Source organism: Phytohabitans houttuyneae (genome assembly GCF_011764425.1).
Classification (GTDB): Bacteria; Actinomycetota; Actinomycetes; order Mycobacteriales; family Micromonosporaceae; genus Phytohabitans; species Phytohabitans houttuyneae.
Window position 1 is genome coordinate 335,420 of the sequence record NZ_BLPF01000002.1, and the last position, 20,138, is coordinate 355,557.

13 protein-coding genes and 1 pseudogene are annotated in these 20,138 nt (G+C 70.9%); 6 read left to right on the plus strand and 8 right to left on the minus strand.

What is annotated here, in order from left to right; all coding sequences use genetic code 11:
• The 3 genes from Phou_RS25125 to Phou_RS25135 all read left to right on the plus strand — a co-directional run bounded on the left by Phou_RS25125 (window position 1) and on the right by Phou_RS25135 (window position 5,693).
• A complete protein-coding gene (locus Phou_RS25125; RefSeq protein ID WP_173059594.1) occupies window positions 1-3,300 on the plus strand; it encodes an LGFP repeat-containing protein in 3,300 nt (1,099 codons plus the stop codon).
• Window positions 3,246-4,103 (plus strand): hypothetical protein, encoded by an 858-nt coding sequence (locus tag Phou_RS25130; protein ID WP_173059597.1) that lies wholly within the window; start codon window positions 3,246-3,248, stop codon window positions 4,101-4,103. The genes Phou_RS25125 and Phou_RS25130 overlap by 55 nt, the downstream gene beginning before the upstream one ends.
• 246 nt (window positions 4,104-4,349) lie before the next feature.
• On the plus strand, window positions 4,350-5,693 hold the full coding sequence (locus tag Phou_RS25135) for a glycosyltransferase (protein ID WP_173059599.1): 1,344 nt from the start codon (window positions 4,350-4,352) through the stop codon (window positions 5,691-5,693).
• 123 nt (window positions 5,694-5,816) lie between these two features.
• Here Phou_RS25135 and Phou_RS25140 read toward each other — a convergent pair whose 3' ends face one another.
• From Phou_RS25140 to Phou_RS25150, 3 genes are all read right to left on the minus strand, one after another.
• Window positions 5,817-6,197, minus strand: a complete 381-nt coding sequence (locus tag Phou_RS25140) for a hypothetical protein (protein WP_173059602.1) — start codon at window positions 6,195-6,197, stop codon at window positions 5,817-5,819.
• A gap of 97 nt (window positions 6,198-6,294) precedes the next feature.
• Window positions 6,295-10,416: a caspase, EACC1-associated type gene (locus Phou_RS25145; RefSeq protein WP_173059605.1), complete on the minus strand. Its 4,122-nt coding sequence runs from the start codon at window positions 10,414-10,416 to the stop codon at window positions 6,295-6,297.
• Window positions 10,409-10,771 (minus strand): effector-associated constant component EACC1, encoded by a 363-nt coding sequence (locus Phou_RS25150; protein ID WP_173059608.1) that lies wholly within the window; start codon window positions 10,769-10,771, stop codon window positions 10,409-10,411. The genes Phou_RS25145 and Phou_RS25150 overlap by 8 nt, the downstream gene beginning before the upstream one ends.
• Before the next feature lie 192 nt (window positions 10,772-10,963).
• Between Phou_RS25150 and Phou_RS25155 the strand changes: the two genes are divergently transcribed.
• Window positions 10,964-12,472, plus strand: a complete 1,509-nt coding sequence (locus Phou_RS25155; protein ID WP_173059611.1) for a COG1361 family protein — start codon at window positions 10,964-10,966, stop codon at window positions 12,470-12,472.
• A gap of 60 nt (window positions 12,473-12,532) precedes the next feature.
• On the opposite strand, the gene Phou_RS25160 is transcribed toward Phou_RS25155, so the two are convergent.
• From Phou_RS25160 to Phou_RS25175, 4 genes are all read right to left on the minus strand, one after another.
• The gene (locus tag Phou_RS25160; RefSeq protein ID WP_173059614.1) at window positions 12,533-13,093 is read right to left on the minus strand and encodes a carboxymuconolactone decarboxylase family protein; all 561 of its coding nucleotides are present in this window, start codon (window positions 13,091-13,093) and stop codon (window positions 12,533-12,535) included.
• A gap of 62 nt (window positions 13,094-13,155) precedes the next feature.
• The gene (locus tag Phou_RS25165) at window positions 13,156-13,728 is read right to left on the minus strand and encodes a hypothetical protein (RefSeq protein ID WP_173059617.1); all 573 of its coding nucleotides are present in this window, start codon (window positions 13,726-13,728) and stop codon (window positions 13,156-13,158) included.
• Between the two features lie 80 nt (window positions 13,729-13,808).
• Entirely contained in the window at window positions 13,809-14,333 is a 525-nt protein-coding gene (locus tag Phou_RS25170; protein ID WP_173059619.1) for a DUF8581 family protein, read from the minus strand.
• 279 nt (window positions 14,334-14,612) lie between these two features.
• On the minus strand, window positions 14,613-14,993 hold the full coding sequence (locus Phou_RS25175) for a hypothetical protein (RefSeq protein ID WP_173059622.1): 381 nt from the start codon (window positions 14,991-14,993) through the stop codon (window positions 14,613-14,615).
• Between the two features lie 310 nt (window positions 14,994-15,303).
• Here Phou_RS25175 and Phou_RS25180 point away from each other — a divergent pair.
• Window positions 15,304-15,956: pseudogene (locus Phou_RS25180) on the plus strand (response regulator).
• Window positions 15,957-15,959: 3 nt separating this feature from the next.
• On the opposite strand, the gene Phou_RS25185 reads toward Phou_RS25180, so the two are convergent.
• Window positions 15,960-18,455, minus strand: coding sequence for an ABC transporter permease (locus tag Phou_RS25185; RefSeq protein WP_173059626.1), 2,496 nt, complete (start codon window positions 18,453-18,455; stop codon window positions 15,960-15,962).
• A gap of 109 nt (window positions 18,456-18,564) precedes the next feature.
• Between Phou_RS25185 and Phou_RS25190 the strand changes: the two genes are divergently transcribed.
• Entirely contained in the window at window positions 18,565-20,112 is a 1,548-nt protein-coding gene (locus Phou_RS25190) for a sensor histidine kinase (protein ID WP_218579194.1), read from the plus strand.
• The last annotated feature ends 26 nt before the right edge of the window (window positions 20,113-20,138 follow it).

Here is a 20,138-nt window from a genome sequence, read left to right on the forward strand (position 1 = left end):
ATGACCACCTGCGTACACGACGCCGTCGGCCTGATCGGCGACCGCTGGCGGGAGACCGGTGCGGAGCTCGGGCCGCTGGGCTGCCCGCTCGGCCCGGAGGCCGACGACGGTGCCGGCAACCGGGTCCAGGTGTTCGAACGCGGCGAGATCGCCTGGTGCCCCAGGCAGGACATGGTCGTCACGTGTTACCGGCTGCGCGACTACGCCTGCTTCGAGTGGCAGCTCGCCAGCGAGCACTACCACTACGAGTGGTGGCAGTTCGAGGCGTTCATCGACGGTCGCCGGCTGGGCCGGTCGGCTTCGCTGTTCACGTACGACGGCGACGTGCCGCACCGGCAGCGGCGCGGTCGCATGCCCATGCGGATCCAGAGCGCGGGCCGCTACGAGTTCGAGATCCGCGGCTGCGACGACCCCGACGGCGACCGCTGCGAACAGGGCTGGACGAAGCGGATCGGGTTCACCGTCGGCCACCGCGACGGCAACCCGTTTCCCGACGACGCGCCCGTCGACGGTCTGATCGCGGACCGATGGCACCTCTACGACGCCTGGGACGGCCCGCTCGGCCGGCCCACCGGTCCCGCGGTCACGACCGCGGAAGGCGCGCGGCAGCAGACGTTCACGAATGGGCAGATCAGCGTCGACCCGCGGTTCGGCGACCTGGCCACGGTCCTCTACACCGACCGGGAGGCCGTCTTCTTCACCTGGGGACCGGCCTCCTACCCGGAAGCGGGCGGCATGCGCCCGACCCACTACCGGGTCGACTGGCACCGGGAGCAGGGCGAGCCCGTCGTCGCGTACCTGGAGCCCGACGACGCGTGGGTCGAGTTCAGCTGCGGCGGCTACCAGCTGCGGGACGGCCTGCCGGCCGGCCGTCAGGAGCTGCGGCTGTTTCCCGGCCTGCCCGACTCGCCGTACGGCGAGGTGGGACCGGCCCAGCCGGTGCCGTCGGTACTGTTCCAGCCGAGGCCGGGCGGGGTGGATCTGGGTCCGGCCGCGCTCGGTGGCACACCGGCGGCGGCCGTGGCCACCGACGCGGCACGCATCCGGGCGGTGGTGGACGCCTTCGCGGCCAGCGGCACCGTGCTGCCGTCGAAGCAGCTGTACCACAACGAGGACCTCGGCGCGCTGCTCGTGGCCCACCTGCAGGCGGTGCGCGACCACGGCGACGGCCGCTACACGGTGCCCGGCGGCTGGCTGCCCACCGCGACGATGGTCAACGAGGCGCTCCTCAACCTGCGGCCGACCTCGGTCGGCACCGACAGCGACAAGGATCTCAGCGACCTGCAGTGGGTGTACTGCCGGAAGATCAATGGCGAGTACGACACCCTGCTCAAGCACCTCGTCGCGATCGCCTACCGCTACGACGACCTGCTCCAGCCGCGGGTCCGCGCGCACCTGCTGGACTGGCTGCTGTCGGTGCGCGGCCGGCACGACGAGGCTGTGATGACCAAGCAGCTGTGCTGCAACTGGTCCGAGCTCGGCGCCGCGGCGGTCGCGGCTGCCGGGATCTTCCTCGGCCCGATCGTGCTGCCGGGCCTGGGTGGGCCGCCGTGCATCCCGATCCCCGAGTCGGAAAACCATGTGCTGCTCATCGAGAGCAGTCGCTACCTCACCAACCAGCTCCTGCACCGGCGGGACCCGGCCGTGGACTTCGACAACGGCGCCAACGGCTTTCGGCAGTGGATGCTCAACTACCTGCAGGTCGCGGCGCGACACGACTTCCTGGAGTTCAACGCGCGGCCGTACCTGCGGTACACGTTCAACGCGCTGCTGAACCTGGCCGAGTTCGCCGACGACGAGGTGTCGACCGCGGCGCAGCTCCTGCTGGACTACCTGACGGTGAAGTTCGCGGTGTCCAGCAGCAGGCTGCGGCGGCTCGGGCCGTTCCGCAGGCTGCGGGATCAGTCCTACGCCGAGGACCCGGTCGGTCTCAACGATCTCTACGGCAGGGACGCCGACGAGATGACCGCCTTCTTCCACCACTACACCGGACCGCCGCCGCTGGCCGATGGCAGCCCCGGCAAGCACATCCCGCACTGGTGGTTCATCGAGTGCCTGCTCGCCGGGCTGGCACCGTACCGGCCGCCGGTAGCCGCCTACGTCCTCGCACTGGACGAGACGTGGACCGGCACCCACTCCTTCCACCTCGGGCTGCGCCCCCCGATCCCGGCCGGCGAACAGGCCGACGCCGGTGTCGAGAGCTACTACCGCTCGCCGTCGTTCCTGCTGACCTCCGGCGGGATCTTCCTCAACAGCGGCTACGCCAACGACGGGATCGCCAAGTACAAGAACGCGGCCATGCCACAGCCGATCACGCTGCTGCCCACCGGTGGCGCCCTGACCTTCGACCAGCTCATCCGCCTCGACGTGTGGCCGGACGTGCGCAGCGGCGTCAACACCGCGGCGTTTCACGGGTTCGCGTGCGGCGCCAACCTGCACATCCCCGCGTGGCTCAAGGACCCGGCCACGCCGTTGCAGGGCTGGTACACGTTCAACCTGGACGCCGACCGGCCCGAGCACGGCAACCTCGGCCTGTACGTCGCCGCACTCGTCACCGCGCCCGCCGAGATCTACGACGAAGGCCAGCCGTCCAGCGCGTGGCCGACCAACTGGGCGTTCTTCTACGCCGTAGAGGCCACGAGCATGCCTTCCTTCGAGGAGTTCGAGCGGCGCACGATCGAGGACAACCGCGACCTGATCCCGGGCGACTCCTCGAGCCTGCGCGCCGGCGTCGACTACGTCTTCAACGCCCCCGACGGCAAGCGGATCGAGTTCGTCATCGCCCCGTCCTCGGACCGCCAGTTCGGCGAGCGGTTCGCCAAGGGCGACCGGTACTCGATGCGCATTCGACGCGTCGGCAACGCGACCGCGCCGGCGGACCTGCAGCAGCTGCCGCTGGCGGCGGGGAGTTCCTGTGGTCCGTCGGGCACACCGGCCGCTTCGAGTTCATCTACCCGGGCTGCCTGGACACTCCACGGGTCCTGGACTTCACCGATGTCGAGCACCCGTCGCGCTCCGGCCCGCTCGCGTGCACCTCCTGGTACGACGAGCTGTGGGCGGCCTACTTCGCCCGCGCGTTGGACCGCCTCCGCAACGGCGACGCCGCGGCCGCGCTGGAGCTCACCGCCCGGACCCTGGAGGAGTTCGGCCGGATCCGGGCCGTCACACCCGACCTCAGCAACGCCAAGCTGTACGAGATCGCCGGCCAGTGGCACGCGACCGCGCAGGCGGCCCACCCGCACGACGTGCCCGTGCAACTCGGCGCGGCCCAGAACGCGTGGCTGCTGTACCGGTTTCTGACCGACGACGACCCGACCGAGCAGCGGCGGGGCTTTCTCGCGCCCACCCTGGTGAACCTGGCCGGCTACCTCGCCTTCGGCTCACCGGACACGGCGCAGGCGTCCAACGCCGCCGCCCTCGGCCGCCATGTCTACGCGGGGCTGCCCGGCGATCACCGCCTGGACATCGCCAGCTCGTGGTCCGGCCAGGCACTGTTCCACCACGAGGTGGCATTCAACCCGCGCAACCCGGACCCGCCGGCCGAGCTGCTCCGGCAGCGCACCGCCGCGGCCGAGGCGTTCGCGATCGTCGACCCGATCGTCCAGGCCCTGCCGGACCCGGCGCTGACGGCCGCGGACCTGGAGCGGGCCGCCGCGATCCTACGCGGGCTCATCGGGCTGCTCACCTTCGGCTCACCGGACTCCGCCCCGAGCGAGCGGGCCGCGGAGGCGATCCGGTCGGTCTACGCCAACATCGCCGACCGCGACCACCGCATCGACGTCGCCGAGAGTTGGGCGATCCTGTCGATGCGCCACCACGAGACGTCGTTCGTGCCCGGCTGCCCCGACCCGGCCGACGAGCAGCGCCGCCAACGCATGGCCGCGCGGGAGGCCGCGCGGGTGCTGGTGCCGCTGGGCGAGCGGCTGCCGGACCCGGCGATCAGCGCCGCGGACATGGTGCGCGTCGCCGACCTGCTCGACCGGACGGCCAGCTTGCTGGTCTTCGGCGCGCCCCCGCCGCCGGACCCGGAGACGTTGGAGCTGCAGCGCCTCGCCAACACCGCCACCGCGCTCAGGGACCGGATCCGTAGCTTGACTGCGTGACAGCTGCCCGTTGCGGTGAGTCACCGTGCGGCGTATGCTACCGCCATATTGAGATCCCTCGATTGATCTCGATGGGTGGTTCAGCGATGCGCGGACTACCCGCCCCGAGCAGCCGCGAACGCGTCGACGGTCAGCTCGAAAGCCTTCCGCTTTTGCGACCGATGCCGCATGCCTTCGTGCAGGCCGCGGGTGCGACCCCGATTCAACGACGAAAGGAAAAGTCGCTATGAGCAAGGGGCGTATGCGGTGACCGACGTACCGAACCCGCGCTGGGTGCGGCAGGCTGTGCCGGACGGCCGTCCGCTGCTTGTCCACGTCAACACCACCTCGACCGGCGGCGGGGTGGCCGAGCTGCTCCACCGGCTGATCCCGGCACAGCGCGACGGCGGCCTCGCGGTCGGGTGGGCTGTCGTCTCCGGCACGCCGGAGTTCTTCGCCCTGACCAAGACGATCCACCACCTGCTGCACGGCAAGGGCAACCCCGCCCCGCTGCACGGCGCGGACGCCGGAGTGCTGTACCGCTCGGTGCTGCAGCCGCAGGGACACTGGCTCGCCGCGCAGCTTCGAGAGGGTGACACCGTCGCCCTGCACGACCCGCAGACGCTCGGCCTGGCCCCCATGCTGGCCGCGCGCGGGATCCGCGTCGCGTGGCACTGCCACATCGGAACGACCGACGGGTCAGCCACCACGCCGGAGCACGTATGGCGTTTTCTCGCGCCCGAGTTCGACGACGTGGATGTCGTGCTGGCCACGCGGCCCGAGTTCGGCCCGCCCGGCTTCACCCGGACGAGGTACGTCGTGCCCCCGGCGATCGACCCGGACTCGCCGAAGAACCAGCCGCTCACCACCGCCGAGGTCGACGCGCTGCTCACCGCGATCGGGCTGTTCGGGACGGCGGCCGGCGGCGACTCGTCCGCCACGATCGACCAGGTCGGGCCGGTGCCCCCGGACGCGCCGATGGTCCTGCAGGTGTCGCGGTGGGACCCGCTCAAGGACATGGCCGGAGTGCTGCGCTGCCTGCCCGGGATACCGCAGGACGCCCACCTGGTCCTGGCCGGACCGGATCCGCACGAGGTGACCGACGATCCGGAGGGAGTCGCGATCCTGGAGGAGGTCCGCGCCGCGTACCGCGATCTGCCCGAAAGCGAACGGCGGCGCACGCACCTGGTGACCCTGTCGATGCGCGATCCCCACCGGAACGCCCTGCTGATCAACGCCCTGCAGCGGCGCGCCGACGTGGTGCTGCAGAAGAGCCTTGAGGAGGGCTTCGGCCTGACCGTCACCGAAGCCATGCACAAGTCCCGTCCCATCGTGGCGTCGGCGGTCGGCGGCCTGGCCCTGCAGGTCGTCGACGGCAAGACCGGTTTGCTCGTCGACCCGACCGACTACACCGGCGTGGCCGGCGCCATCCGCCGCCTGCTCGAGGATCCCGAGCTGAGCCGCCGGCTCGGCTCGCAGGCGGCGGCCGAGGCGGCGCGCCTCTTCCACCTCTCACGACTCGTGGCGGACTACCGCCGGGTGGTCGACCAGCCGCACACCGGAAAGGAACCCGCCGCGGCCAGCGGCGTGCGGGGAGACGTCACGGTGTAGGACGCACGACGAGATTGCCGGCGGGCGACGTCGACGCAGGGCTTGCACGCCCTGGTCGGTGAGGGGTCGCCCGCCGGAGCCCCGCACCACGCGGTGCCCACGGCTGCGCGCGAGCGGTGAAGGCTACGCGTCGCAGGTCTGGGTGAAGGCCAGGTCGGGAGCATGGTTGTCCCATTCCTCCCGGGTGAGTCCGTGACCGACGATGCCGCAGGCGTATCCGAGCGGGTCAGTGACCATTGTGGTCAGTGCCCGCAGGTCCCACATGGCGTACGAGATTTCGGGGTTGTCGGCGCCGGACCTGCTGGACGTGGCCACGAGCAGGCCGCTGTCGGCGCTGACGGTGATCTGGTCGATCTCGGCCGAGGCGCCGATGAGGGTCGCGACGCGGATCGGCTCGCTCGGGTGTGTCAGGTCCCACATCGCGACCCGGTGGCCGTCCCCGGTGAAGATCAGTCGGCCGTCCGCACTGTAGGTGGCGACGCTGCCCGCACCGAGGGGACCCACGGGGTGGACGAGGTCAGGTTGATGAGCGTCAGCCTGCGGTCGGCGATGATCTTGCTTCGGGCGTCGGCCGCCAGTTGTTCGCCTCCGCGGGGAGCCGTCAGCTGGCGTTCGCGCCGGGCGGTGCTGGCGCCGTCGATCCGCCAGACGGAGACGGTCGTGGGTTTGCTCTCCTCGTCGCTGTCGGAAGCGGTGGGGGATCAGTGATCATCGCGACCGTGCCGTCGGGGCTCAGGGTGCGCGCGGTCCCGTCCGCGGTGAAGATCTGCCGGGGGTGGTGGCGGTCGTCGAGGTTCCACACGGTGGTCCGCTGTTGAGCCTCGGACCAGGCCATGGCCACCCGTCCGTCGCGGCTGAGGGCGACCGTATCAGCGTCGGGGAGGGTGGCCAGCTGCTCGGGATCGGCGGGGTCGCCGAGGTCCCAGAGGACAGCTCCGCTGGTCTCGCCGCCTATGACGGCGGCAAGCGGGGCGGCTTCGGCCAGCTGGACCGCTCGCGCGTTCGGGAATCGGGCCAGCTCCGCGCCGGAGGACAGGTCGCGGAGCAGGAAGTCGTCGCCGGCGCTGATCAGCGCGGTGCGGCCGCCAGCGGTGAGCTGCTGCACGGTTTCGCCGCTGCCGGTCTGGAAGCTGCTCTCGCTCGGGGAGCCGGCGGGGCGCTCGGGCATCGTGACGAGACGGCCGGGGACGGCGTCGCCGTGCACGAGGACGGTGCCGCCGTCGTCGCCGAGGGTCAGGCGGGACAAGGGTGACAGGACGCGGTGTGGGTCTGGTCGCAGCGGGTCGACGGTGCTCCAGATCCGCGCGGATCCGTCGAGCGCGGCGGTGAGCATGGTCCTGTCGTCGCCGACGAGGATCTCCGACACGGGACCGCTGTGACCCTCCAATGTGGCCACCCGCCGCGGGTAGGCGGAGGTGATGTCCCAGACGCTCGCGCCCGTGTCGTCGCGGCCCGCCAGGGTCACCGTCGTGCCCTCCGTGTTGAACGACGAGGTCCACACGGCGCCCTGCATGCCGGTGAGCGTGGCGTAGAAGGTGGGGTAGATGGGATCGCTCACGTTCCACAGCTCGGCTCGGCCGCTGCCCGTGCCCACGACGGCGAGGTCGCGGGATCGGCTGAAGCCGACGGTCCAGATCGGCTCGGACCCGCTGCCGATCCGCGAGCGCAGGGACGGCGTGTAACCGGGGTAACGGATGTCCCACAGCAGGGCCTGGCCGTTGTCGGAGCCGGTCAGCAGCGTCTCGCCGTCGGGGCTGAAGGCGACCGACCACACTGGAGCTGGCTGCTGCGGCAGCTCGGTCTCGATGCGCGGGTTCGCGGGGTCTGTCACGTCCCAGATCGCGACCTGGCGCGGATCGTTTCCCCAACTGATGACGACCTTGTCACCGTCGGGGCTGTAGGCGACGGCCCACACCCGCGGCCAGCCTGCCTCCCGCAAGCCGGGGGTGGTGAGCACCGACAGCGCCTGCGGGTTCGCCGGATCCTTCAGGTCCCACATGACGTTGCCCTCGATCAGGTACCGGCCGTCCGGGCTGAACGCGGCCTCGTACGTTGGCCCGGTGTTCCACCCCTCCTCGTGCGGCAGCTCGGCCACCCGCCGTGGCCGGTGGCGGTCCCTGATGTCCCAGACGGTGCTCTTCGGCAGGTCCTCCGCGAAGAGGTTGTCGAAGCCGCCCAACACGGCGAGGTCCAGCTTGGGCGAGACCGCCAGGCTCCGCACGTGGCTGCCGAACTCGCCGACCGTCCCCGCGTAGCGGCTGGCCTGGATGTGCTTGATGAGGTTGGCCCGGTTGTCCCTGCTCGGATCGAGGCGGTAGGCGGCGACGGCGAGTTGGGTCGCTGTGCCTGGCTGCGTCGCCTGCACCGCGTCGGCCTGGACCGTAAGCGCCCGGATGGCGGCGATCCGCCGCTGCTCGTCGGCCGATCGAAACGCGGTGACCGCGGCGACCGCGGCGGTGACGGAGGCTACGAGCAGGATGGTGAGGACCAGCGAGAGGACGGCGAGTCGGCGGGTGCGGCGTTTGGCGGCGCTCTGCCGGGCGGTCTCCGCGGCGATGCTCTCGGCCAGAAACGCGGCCGGGAGCTCTCCGAGCCGGTCCGGCTGGCCCTGGCTCTCGGCCCAGCCACGGGCCACCTCGAGCCGGCTGTCTCCGTACAGCGCCGCGGGTTCACGGCCTTCGCGATCCCAGGCAAGGGCCGCGTCGAGGAGCCGCTGGTGGATGATCAAGCCCTCGCGGTCGCTGTCGAGCCAAGCGCGCAGGGTCGGCCAGGCAGACAGCAGCGCCTCGTGGGTGATCTCCACCGTCTCCTCGTCGATGGTGACCAACCGCGCCTGGTCGGCGCTGAATGCCCGCAGCGCGGTCTCGGCGGAAGCGGGATCGGCGAGTTCGGACAGCAACTGGGTCCAGCCGACCCGCCGCCGGGTGTCGTCGGTGCCGTCGCCGACGCGCACCAGCCGGCACAGCACCTGCCGAGCCGCGGCCCGCTCGGCCTCGTCGAGGTCCGCCAAAACCTTGTCGGCGGTACTGGCCAGTGCTCCGTGGATGCCCCCGGTCGCCCGGTACGCCGGGATTGTCAGGACGCCGTCTTCACGGTTGTGCCAGGTGGCCAGGAGCGCGTGTGACAGTAACGGCAGCCGGCCCGCGTGGTCGTTCGGGCCACCGTCGCGCGGAACCCCCAGGTCCGCCAGCATGAGGTCGGCAAGACCGGTCTCCACCGCCAGCCCGACCGCGGCGGCCGGGCGTTCGACGGCGTCGGTCAGCTCCCGTCCGTTCATCGCGCCGACCAGCGCCGGGCTGTTCTCAAGAGCCCGCGCCAATCCCGGGTAGCCGGCGCACCGGCCCAGAAAGTCCGCCCGGACACCGAGCACGACGAGCGCGGCCGGAACGTCGTCGCCATCACCGGCGAGCGCGCCGAGTGCCGCGATGAACGCCTGCTGCGCCATCGGGTCCGTGCACTGCGTGAACGTCTCCTCGAACTGGTCGACGACCAGAACGACCCGCCCACTGTCGCCGGAGGGGCCGAGCGTCTCGCGCAACGCCGCGTGGGCCACCGCGGTCGCTTCCGACGGGCGGTCAAGCAATGTCGCCCGCAAGCGGTCACGATCTGGGCCGGACTGGGCGATCCCGGCCAGCTGCTGAGCGAGCTGACCGATCGGATCGGCGGTGGGCGTAAACAGCAACCGTGGCCAAGCCACCGAGCCGGAGATGTCGAGGTCACCGCGAGCGACCGCCGGCAGCAGGCCAGCGCGCAGCAGCGAGGACTTGCCGGCGCCCGAGGCGCCCGTCACGAACAGCGGCGCGGGCTGGTCGAACCGTTCAGCCACCCGGCGCACGAGAGACTCGGTGAGCGCCTCCCGCCCGTAAAACCATTGGGCGTCGTCGCTCTCGAAGGCGGCCAGGCCGCGGTACGGGCATTCGCCGGTCGCCAACGGGTCGGCCGCGACCGCTGGACCGCGCAGCGGGGCACGGATCCGGTAAGCGGGATTGTCGGTGAGGATGAGGTGCCCAGCGTTGCCCGTGGTGCGGATCCGCGGGCGCGGGCCGCCGGCGGCGGGCAGCGTCCTGGCCAGTTCCCGGTACAGGTCCTGGAGCGTGAGGTACTGCGGGCCGTCCTGCCAGCCGTCGGTCAGCAAGCGGATCAACTCACCGGTGAACGCGGTGTGTCGCGCGCCTTCCGGCGCGAGTGCGAGCTCATCGGCGCCGGCGGATGTCAGCACGAACGCGCCGTCGATGCCGGCGAGGTCCGCCATCTCGTCGCCGGTGCCGCCAAGACCCGCCGTCGCCTTCCCGGCGAAGCAACAGTCGAGCACGACAATCAGCGGCCGGGCCGCGCAGTCCCACAGGTACCGCCGGACCGTCTGGTAGCTCAGCGCGGTGTGCTCCACACGACTCGGCCGCCGGTCGGTGGCGGCCGTGGCCAGGTAGAGGCCGTTACCCGAGCTCACCAGGCCGTGCCCGACGTAGTACACAAGCAAGGGACCGCCCGCGGCATCCTCGGCGCCCGCGGCGATCACATCGCCCATCTCCAGCGGGCTCGCCAGGTCCAGGTGGCGCCGCACCGCCGAGGGGCGCATGCCGCACCGGCTGATCAGCAGCCGCTCCAGGTCGGCGAGCGTCGACGCGACGGCGGGAACATCGGTCAGGGCGCCGGTGTAGGTGCCGGCGCCGATGAGGAGCGCGAGCCCGTCCGTGGCAAGCGCGCGGCGGCTCCGGTTACTCATCGCCAGATCTGGCGAACGTGGCCAGGTCATCGACAAGGTCGCGGACGGCCGCCGCGGTCAGCCCCTGGACGTACTTCGCCGACACTTTCATGGTGGCGCCATCCGCCCTGCTGACCTCGACCTCGACGTCGGTGCGCCGGGTGCGCAACCACTGCACGACTCCGGCCGCGAACGCACCGACCCCGGCCGGCCCCAACACCGCCACCAAGCCGTCGGTGATCGCTCCGAGCGTGCCGGAAACGGCCTCGCCCTCGCGTAGACGCACCCGCCCCCGAAGCTCGTCCTCCTCGCCCAACCATCGCGCGAGCTCGCGAACGCCGTCCGCGGAAGGGCTGACGACCACACCAACGTCCACCAACACGACCTCCAAGCACGGCGCGACGGAGCTAACCGATACGCGACCGGGCCACATGGTCGACAGGCTGTTGTCGCTTATTCGACTCGCGGGGTTGCGACCAACCGGTGTCGATCGCTACCGTGCGCTGATCTTGTAAGCCCTCTTTACGATTTCAGCTCTCTCACGAGACTTCCGTTGGGGAAAGGCACCATGCGTAACAAGACGCCCCTCGGCCGCTTCGGCCTGGCTTGCGCTGCGGCGAGCGTGGCCGCTCTGGCCGCCGCGGCGCCGGCGCGCGCCGCTGAGCCCGTCGAGTTCGGCTGGGCCCAGCCAAATATCGAGTACGTGGTCAACATCGCGATGGACGCGACCACGCCCAAGCCCATCAAGGTCGACGTCATCAACAGCGTGCCCACGGCCGCCGTCGACGTGACCGTGACGATAGACGCATCCGCGGTCTCGGACGCCTTCGATCTCGACCTGCCCGGCGCGGCACAGGGCTGCGCGGTCGCGGCCAAGGTGGCCACCTGCACGCTTGCCGAGCTGGCCGGCGACTCCACGCACACGTACACGATCGCCGCGCTGCCGGGCGACCTGGACGTGCTGGAGTACCAGGGCCAGATCAAGGTCACCACGTCCGCGAGCAACATGCCCGAGGACCAGTACGCCGAGGGGTACGTTCAGCTCGCGTGGCCGGGGGTCGACCTCGTCATCGACAAGATGGACGACGTCGAGCTCGGGCCGGGGCAGAGCACCGAGGTGCCGATCCGCGCGGCCAACACCGGCACGGTCGCCGCGTCCGGTGTCGAGATCGTGCTGAGCACCAGCCTCGACCTCACGTTCCCCCGGCAGTACGAGAACTGCGAGTACAACGCGGACTTCCTGGAGCTCACCTGCTGGGTGCTCGGCGACGTCGCTCCCGGCGAGGTCTTCACGATCGCCGAGGACACGCCGTTGCTCGTCGCGGTCGATGACAAGGCCGCCGGACCCAGCACCCAGGGCGTCTACGCGCGGGTTGCGCCGCTCGGGGAAGAGCAGGTCGAGGAGCTGGCCGCCCGGGCAGCCACCAAGCGGTCCGCCGGTGCGCAGCTCCGGCTCGCCGAGGTGGGGCCGGTGCCGGACCTGAACGACTACGACAACTTCACCCAGTTTGCGGTCAAGGTGCCCAAGACCGCGGCCGACACCGTCGCGATCGGCGGCGCCGTCAACGGTGCCGTGGGCGACGCGGTGGACCTCAAGGTGGGCATGCGCAACGACGGCCCGCACAACGTGATCAGCCCTGGCGAGGAGTGGGCGTCCTCCGCCCTGGTGACGCTCCCGGCCGGGGTCAAGGCGTTGACGGTCAGCGACCGCTGCTGGCCGATCGTCGACGGCGAGCCGCGGTGGGAGGACGCCGGAAAGGTCGACGGCCTCATCTACCTCTGCTGGCCGTCGGACAGCCTCGAAGCGGGTAAGAGCTCCGACTTCCCGTTCCGCGTGGAGATTGTGGACACTGCCGCCGAGGCCGGCTCGATCGTGGTCGACGGCGGCGTACAGGACCCGAACACCGCCAACAACACGGCCGAAATCACGATCGGTACCGGCGGTGGTGGCGGCGGCCTGCCGGTCACCGGTGCCCGGGCCGGGCTCGTCGCCGGGATCGGCGCCCTGCTCGTCGCCGCCGGCGCGGCGGCCGTGGTGCTCCTGCGCCGCCGCCGGATCGTCACGGTCGTCGAGTAGCCGTTTCACCGCACGACGCCGACCCCCGCCGGGCTTGCCCGGCGGGGGTCCGCCAACGGCTCACTTGTGGATGGTCTCCTGCTGCAGGACACCGAGGTAGCCGTGGGCGGCGATGTGCTTCGCGCGGTTGGTGTAGAAGTCGGGGTCTTCCGGCAGGACGGTGGCCAACCCGTCGACGTACCGGTTGAACATGCAGAACGCGGCCGCGATCAGCACCGTGTCGTGGATCTCCACATCGGTGGCACCCGCGGACCGGGCGGCGGCCACCAGATCCTCGGTGACCTGCTTGCCGCCGCGTTGCACCGCGCCGCCGATGTCGAGCAGCGCGCGCATCTTGGCCGAAACCGGTGCGCCGTCGAGATTGTCATGCACCTGATCGACCAGGGCCATGCCCTCGGGGAGCTGCTCGGCCGCGTACGCCGCGTGGGCGGAGTAACAGTACCGGCATTCGTTGAGGCCGGACACATAGGCCGCGATGAGCTCGCGTTCGCCACGGGTCAACGTACCTGGCCCACACAGCAGTGCCTCGACAAGCCCGTTGAGCGGCAGTGCCGTCTCCGGCCTGAACCGGAACAGGCCGCGGATCCCGGGTTCGTTGGTGTTGAGCGTGATGTGTGGCATGCGCACTCCTCGCTGATCCGGTTGGTGGACGGGGTCTTTGGCTCTTGGGGCGACCGCACGGGTCACATCCCGATGATGCCCAACCCGCGGCGGGCGAGCCACTGGAAGAGCCAGCTGCCAAGGATCGCCGGTACGAGCGCGGCGGCGGCGATGATCAGGTCCCGCAAGGCGAGCACGTCGATGCCCAGCACGGTGGCGGCGGTGGCAACGAGCGCGAGGGTGACCAAGGACGCCACTCGCCCGATGACCGAGGCGTGGCGCTGATTCCGCGCCGCCAGCGCCTGCCGCGTAACCCGCCCGGCCCACGCCGCCCCGAGACCGGCACAGGCGGCGGCAAGGCCGATCAACACTGCCCACGGCCGTTGCCAGAAAAGGCAGAACAGCACGGACGCGGCCAGCGCCCCGACCACGGTAGCGCCGCGCAGCAGTGCCTCGACGGAGGTGATGGCCGCGGCAAGCCCGCCGGTGCACTCCTTGACAGCCGCGATGTGCTGCCGCCAGAGAGCGTCGTCATCGCGGGTGCGCTCCTCGTCGAAGAAGCAGAGCACGTCGCCGTCGGCCTGGATGACGGTCCGCAAGCCAGGTGTGCTGACCGTCGTACCGCCCAGATCGAGGAAGTGGGTCTTGAGCTGCACGCAGGCGGCACGTAGCTCCTGGAGCCGTTTCGGACGCCAGAGGGGCGAGGTAGGGAGCGACCGCCAGCGCACAGTGGCGGTCAACGTGCTAAAAAACTCCGGAAGGCACTGCTGGTCATTTGCGCGAGCGTCTGAAACATGAACTGCCAGTGGGCCAGAGCGATCTGCAGAGTGCCTTGGTGCAGATGCTGCACCTGATCCCTCGACGCGACCGCGTGGGCCATGTCGACGCGGGTCACGATGTCGCCGTCGAGTTGCGCCACGGTCTGCATGAGAATCTGTTCGATGCCCACCTCCCACACCTTGCGGACGGTAATCAACTCGTCCGCGGTGAGCGGGAGCGAAAACTCGGGCGACGCATCGCGCTCGACGCCGCCCTCGACCGCGCGGGCGACCGCGTCCCTCCTGAGGATGTTTTTGATCTGGTCGCAGTTGCGGAAGATCCGCCGCAGGATGACCGCGTTGCCGTCGTCCAGCTGCGGCATGCTTTTGCGCAGATGCCGGTGGACGGCCTCCGCTTCGCGCGCGCGCTCACGCAGCTCGTCGAACGTCGCCACGCTGACGACCAGCGGAACCGGATCGGTGCGCAGCTCCACCGCCAGCATGCCCCGGCATTCGTCCTCCGGGAGGCGTTTGGCTCGTTGGCGTTGACGTTGGTGTGGACGAGCACCTCCGGCCTGCCTTGGCGCAACCAGTGGCCGTCGATCTCCGGCCCCACCCGGCACAGGAACGTGTTGTAGTGGGTGATGATGTCGAGCAGAGCCTGATGCGCGTCCGGCATCTTGCGGCCGGTCATGCCCGCCGTGGAGATGACGTTTACCTCGATATTGAGAAGGTCATCGAAGATCTGCCGTGCCGCCTTGGTCGCCACCGTGATCTCCAAGTCACATCTGAGAGATCTTCTGACCGACCTCGATGAGGGCGCGGATGTGCTCAGGAATCACCTTGATGCTCTTTTCGACCTGTGCGGAATGGAATGCGCGCAACGACTCGTCACCGAGCAGATCGGGCGAAATCATGTTGGTCACGTCTCCGTCGATCAGATCGAAGATGGTCACCAGCGCCTTCGCGTTTTTCCCCGTCGTCTGCACGTCGGTCTTGATGGTGGCGCCGTCCTCCGAGCGGCGAAGGGCGATTTCGACGTCGCCGACCGCGGTCACGACGCGTATCTCGGTCAGCTCTTTGAAGATGCGCGCAAGGGTTTCCCGGATCCCGTCACCCTCGGGCTTGATGTCATCTTTCGAGGAGACTGGCTCGCCTGTCATGAGGGGCTCCTCTCGAAGCGGCGGTCGGGTATGAGGATCCTCTTTGTCGCTCAAGATGGTCAAGGCGATGTTCTGACTGGTTGCCGACTCACGCAAACAGCACTTCCCGGCGCCGGTGCGGCGCAGCGACAATGGCCATTTTATCGTGGAACGGGCCGGTAGGGGGCATGATCGGCAAAAGGTGTGTTGGTGCTCCATATAGGACTCCACATCGGACAGACGCGCGACCTCGCGGGCGGTCGATGTGGCATTCCGCCGGCCGCGAGCGCGCCGGGCACCACAATCCCGCGGCGGGAGATACGGTCTGGAGGTGATCCGGGTACTGCTCGCCGACGACGAGGTGATCGTCCGGGCCGGTGTGAAGGCGATCCTGGCCGCCACGCCGGACATCGAGGTGGTGGCCGAGGCCGGTGACGGGCACGAGGCGCTGGAGTTGGCCCGCGTGCACCGTCCCGACGTCGCCCTGCTCGACGTCCGGATGCCGGTGCTGGACGGGCTGGCCGCGGCCGCCGAGTTTCGCCGGGCGGCGCCGGACGTCGCGGTCGTGATGCTCACGACGTTCGCCGAGGACGAGTACATCGCGGCGGCGTTGGACAGCGGCGCGAGCGGCTTCCTGTTGAAGTCCGGCGACCCGTACGAGCTGATGGCGGCCGTGCGCGCGGTGCACGGGGCGCCGCGTTCCTGTCGCCGGAAGCCGCCCGCCGGGTGATCAGCCTGTTGAACGGCGGTGTGATGACCCGCCAAGCCGCCGCCCGGGAGCGGATCGCAGCCCTGACGGCGCGAGAGCGGGAGGTGCTCGCGCTGGTGGGCACCGGACTGTCCAATGCGGAGATTGGCGAGCGGCTGTTTCTTGTCGAAGGCACGGTCAAGGTCTACGTCAGCACCATGCTGAGCCGGCTCGGGCTCAAAAACCGCGTGCAGGCGGCGGTGCTCGCCTACCAGGCGGGACTCGTCGAGGAGTAGCGCCTACTCGGCGTTGATGGCGGCCAACATGTCGGTGCGTGCGGCGCGCCGGGCGGGCCAGAGCGCGGCGAGCACCCCGACGAGCCCGGCCGTGGCGAGGAAGAGGGCCAGCCGGCCCCAGGGCAGCACCAGGGTCCAGGTGTCGATGCCGATGGAGGCGACCAGCTCACCGATGCCCCAGCCGAGAAAGGTGCCGAGCCCCACGCCGAGCACCCCGCCGAACAGGGCGATCACCAGCGACTCCAGCCGCACCATCCGCTTGACCCGGCGGCGGTCGAGGCCGACGGCGCGGAGCAGGGCGATCTCCTTCGCCCGCTCGTGCACCGACATGGCGAGCGTGTTGACCACGCCGAGGACCGCGACGACGACGGCGAGCGCGAGCATCCCGTAAAGCAGGTTCAGCACGAGTCCGACCGATCCCGTGATGCCGTCGGCGACCTCCTGCCGGTCCTGCACCCGGATCGCGGGGCTGTTGCCCAGCGCGGCCCGCAGCGCGACTTCGGTCGCCTCGCTCGCGCCGCCCCGCGTCGCCACCAGGATCTCCGGCGCGGTCGGGCGGTCGAGGTGAGGGTCCATCACGGACAGGTCGGTCTTGAAACCGTCGTCGAACGCGCTGGTGTAGAAGCCGCTGAGCGTGAGCTCGCCACCGGCGCCGTCGGGCCAGGTGACGTCGACGGTGTCACCGAGCCGCCAGCCGCGGGCGTCGGCGGTCTCCTGGTCGACGATGACCGTCTGGCCCGGCGCGAAGCCACCCTGCGTGAAGTCGATGTCGAGCAGCTTGTCGAGCTGTGCGGTACGGAAGCCGACCACGATCTGCTCGCCGCCGGCGACCCGGGCCGGGATCTCGCGCCGTGGGGACACGGCGACGACACCGTCCAGATCGGACAGTGTCTTCTCGGTCTGTGCCGCGAGCGGGCCGGCGTTGGCCATCGAGACGTAGTAGTCGGCGCGGACGAAGCCCTCGCCGGCCAGCTTGTCGATTGCCTTGTCGGCGCTGGCGGCTGTCACGGTCAGCGCGGTGATCAGAGTGAGCCCGATGGTCAGCGCGGATGCGGTGGCGGCGGTGCGGCGCGGGTTGCGCACGGCGTTTTGCCCGGCCAGCAGGCCCACGACGCCGAACCGGCGCAGCACCGGCCGGGCCGCCGCGATCAGCACCCGGGACAGCAGCGGGGTCAGCACGATGACGCCGATCGCCAGCAGGAAACCGCCAAGGGCCAGCAGCCCTTCGCTGTCGACGGCGGTCGCGGCGACCACGAGCGCGGCGCCGGCGGCGGCGAGGAAGCCGCCGGCGATGTTGCGCACCACCAGGGACCGGGCGGTGGCCGGCGCGTGCACCGCGCTCATCGCGGCCACCGGCGGGACTGTCGCGGCGCGGCGGGCCGGCAGCCAGGCGGCGCAGAGCGTGACGCCGACCCCCAGGGCCATCACGATCAGCACCGTGGCGGGGCTGACGACGATCGCACCCTCCGGCACCGTGTCGCCGGTGGCGGCCAGCAGCGCGGGCACACCGGCACCGACGAGAACGCCGGTCGCGAGCCCGGCCGCCGTCGCGACAAACCCGACCACCGCGGCCTCGGCCAGCACCGAGCGGGTCACCTGACCGCGGCTCGCGCCGACCGCGCGCAGCAGCGCCAGCTGCCTGGTGCGCGAGGCGACAAGCATCGTGAACGTGTTGACGATGAGGAATCCGCCGACGAACAGCGCGATGCCGGCACAGGCGAGCAGCACGGGGGCCAGCGTCTTGACACTCTGCGCGTTGCCGTCGGCCTGCTCGGTGGCGAGCTGCGCGGCGGTCACCGCCTCGATGCCGGGCGGAGCGATGGTCTGAGCCTGCCGGCGCAGCTCCTCGGCGGACACGCCAGGCCTTGCGGTCAGCTCGATCTGGTTGTAGCGGGCCGGCTCGGCGAACAGCGCTTGCGCCGTCGCGGTGTCGAAAAGGGTGAGCGTGCCGCCCGCCGCCACGTTGCCGTCGTCGGTGCGGAAGATGCCGGTGACCCGCTGATCGAGCACGGGCCCGCTGACCGAGAGCCGGACCGTGTCACCCACCGCATACCCGGTGCGCTCGGCGGTCCGCGCGTCGATGGCGATCTCGCCCGCGGCCTGGGGCGCTCGACCCTCGGCAAACGGGTGCCGGCCGTCCGAGTTGGTGCCGCGCGTGGCCCAGCCGTCGCCGACCATCTCGCCGTCCTTGCCCGCCAGCGCGGCGAAGCCGGCGACGAGCCCGGACGCGGACGCGACGCCGGGCAGGGCCCGGGCCTGCGTAAGCAGCCGCTCGTCGATCAGCCGGGCGGTGTCGTGGCCGGCCTGGCTCCGGGCCGCCCGCAGCTGCACGTCGACGCCGGTGAAGCTCTGCTCAGCACTCCCGCGGTAGGCCGCCGAGATCGTGTCGGTGAAGACCAGGGTGCCGGAGACGAACGCCGTGCCGAGGAGGACCGCGAGCATCGTCATCGCGAGCCTGGCCTTGTGGGCGCGAACCTCGCGCAGGACGGCTTTCCACACGAGGGAGAACTCTAGGAACGGAGCCGGGTGAGCACTGCACCCGATCGTTAGCAGCCCCTATTAACGTTCGTCAGGTGTCCCGGCCGCCCCCGGCCCGTAGCGTGGTGCCGTGCGACGGCTCAACCAGCTCGTGACCAGCAGATGGGCGGCTGACCTGCTGCTGTGGCTGGTGATCACCGCCCCGCTGCTCGTCCCCGACAGCGGAGCACCCCGGTGGTTGCTGGTTGCGGCGGTGCCGCTGCTGGGGGTCACCGTGATCATCTCCCGCCGCGCGCCGCTCGTGGCGGCCGCGGTGCCGATGACGCTCGGGCTGATGGCGTCGATCGAGCTCGACAGCGCCAGCTTCCTGCTCGCCCAGGTTCTGCTGGCGTACCTTCTGGGCCGGCGCTCGGCACGGCGGCGCGCGCCCCTGCTGCTCTTCGCGGCGGTGTGCGCGATCACGCTGCTGCTCGTGCCGGTCATGCCGACCGCCGCGCTGTCGGACTGGCTCGAGCTGCTCGCAAACGGCCTGCTCACGTTCGTGCTGCCCTGGCTGGCCGGGCGATACACCCGCCAGCACGCCGAGCTCGTCCGCACCGGCTGGGAGCTGGCCGATCGGCTCGAGCGGGAGCAGCACCTGGTCGGCGACCGGGTGCGGCTGCTCGAGCGTTCGCGGATCGCCACCGACATGCACGACTCGCTCGGCCACGAGCTGAGCATGATCGCGTTACGGGCCGCCGCCCTCCAGGTGGCGCCCGACGTCGGACCGCAGGGGCGCCAGGCCGCGGGGGAGCTGCGGGTCGCGGCCGCGGCGGCCACCCGAAGGCTGCGCGACGTCGTGGGCGTGCTGCGTGAAGAAGGCGAGAGCGCGCCGCTTGAGCCGGCCGACGACACGGTGCCGTCGCTGGTCAGCCGGGCCGCGGCCGCCGGGCTGCCGGTGGCGTTCACCGACGAGCTGTCCCCGCCGGGCTCGACGCCGCTGACGCCGATGGCGGATCGGGCGGTGTACCGGGTCGTGCAGGAGGCGCTGACCAACGCGGCCAAGCACGCCCCGGGCGCGAAGGTGACGGTGGCGCTGCGCCAGGAGGGCACCGACGCGGTGGTGGCCGTCGTCAACGAGGCGGCCCCGGCCGGTCCCGCCTCCGCCGGGTCGAATGGTCACGGGCTGGTGGGGCTGCACGAGCGGGTCAGGCTCGCCGGCGGCACGCTGCACACCGAGCCGCTCGGCGGCGGCTTCGCGGTCACCGCCCGGATACCCGTGACGACCGGCCCGGCCACGACGCCACCCCGGCACGCGGGCACCTCGCAGCGGGAGCTCGCCCTCGCCCGCCGCGAGGTCCGCCGCACGGTCATCGACGCCATCTGGGTGCCGATGGCCGCGACGGCGGTCCTCCTGCTCGCGATCGTGTTCAATGTGGACAGCAAATCCCGGTCGGTGCTGAACGAGGACCTGTACCGGCAGCTGCGGATCGGAGACCCGCAGACCTCGGTGGAGCAACACCTCCCGGAATACCAGGTCAACGGCAAGGGCCGCCCGGACAGCACGCCGGCCGACCCGCCGGGCACCGACGAGTGCCGCTTCTACCGCACCCACCCCGAGGCGCCGACACCCGCGTACCGGCTCTGCTTCACCGCCGGCCACCTGACCCACAAGGACACCGTGTACCTCGTCGACTGACCCGGATCCAGGGATTTCGCGGCTGG

What these genes read in the sequence shown, in the direction of transcription:
- Phou_RS25125 (WP_173059594.1), top strand. Translation starts at nt 1, where the DNA reads ATGACCACCTGCGTACACGACGCCGTCGGCCTGATCGGCGACCGCTGG.
- Phou_RS25145 (WP_173059605.1), bottom strand. Translation starts at nt 10,416, where the DNA reads ATGAGTAACCGGAGCCGCCGCGCGCTTGCCACGGACGGGCTCGCGCTC.
- Phou_RS25155 (WP_173059611.1), top strand. Translation starts at nt 10,964, where the DNA reads ATGCGTAACAAGACGCCCCTCGGCCGCTTCGGCCTGGCTTGCGCTGCG.
- Phou_RS25160 (WP_173059614.1), bottom strand. Translation starts at nt 13,093, where the DNA reads ATGCCACACATCACGCTCAACACCAACGAACCCGGGATCCGCGGCCTG.
- Phou_RS25170 (WP_173059619.1), bottom strand. Translation starts at nt 14,333, where the DNA reads ATGCTGGCGGTGGAGCTGCGCACCGATCCGGTTCCGCTGGTCGTCAGC.
- Phou_RS25175 (WP_173059622.1), bottom strand. Translation starts at nt 14,993, where the DNA reads ATGACAGGCGAGCCAGTCTCCTCGAAAGATGACATCAAGCCCGAGGGT.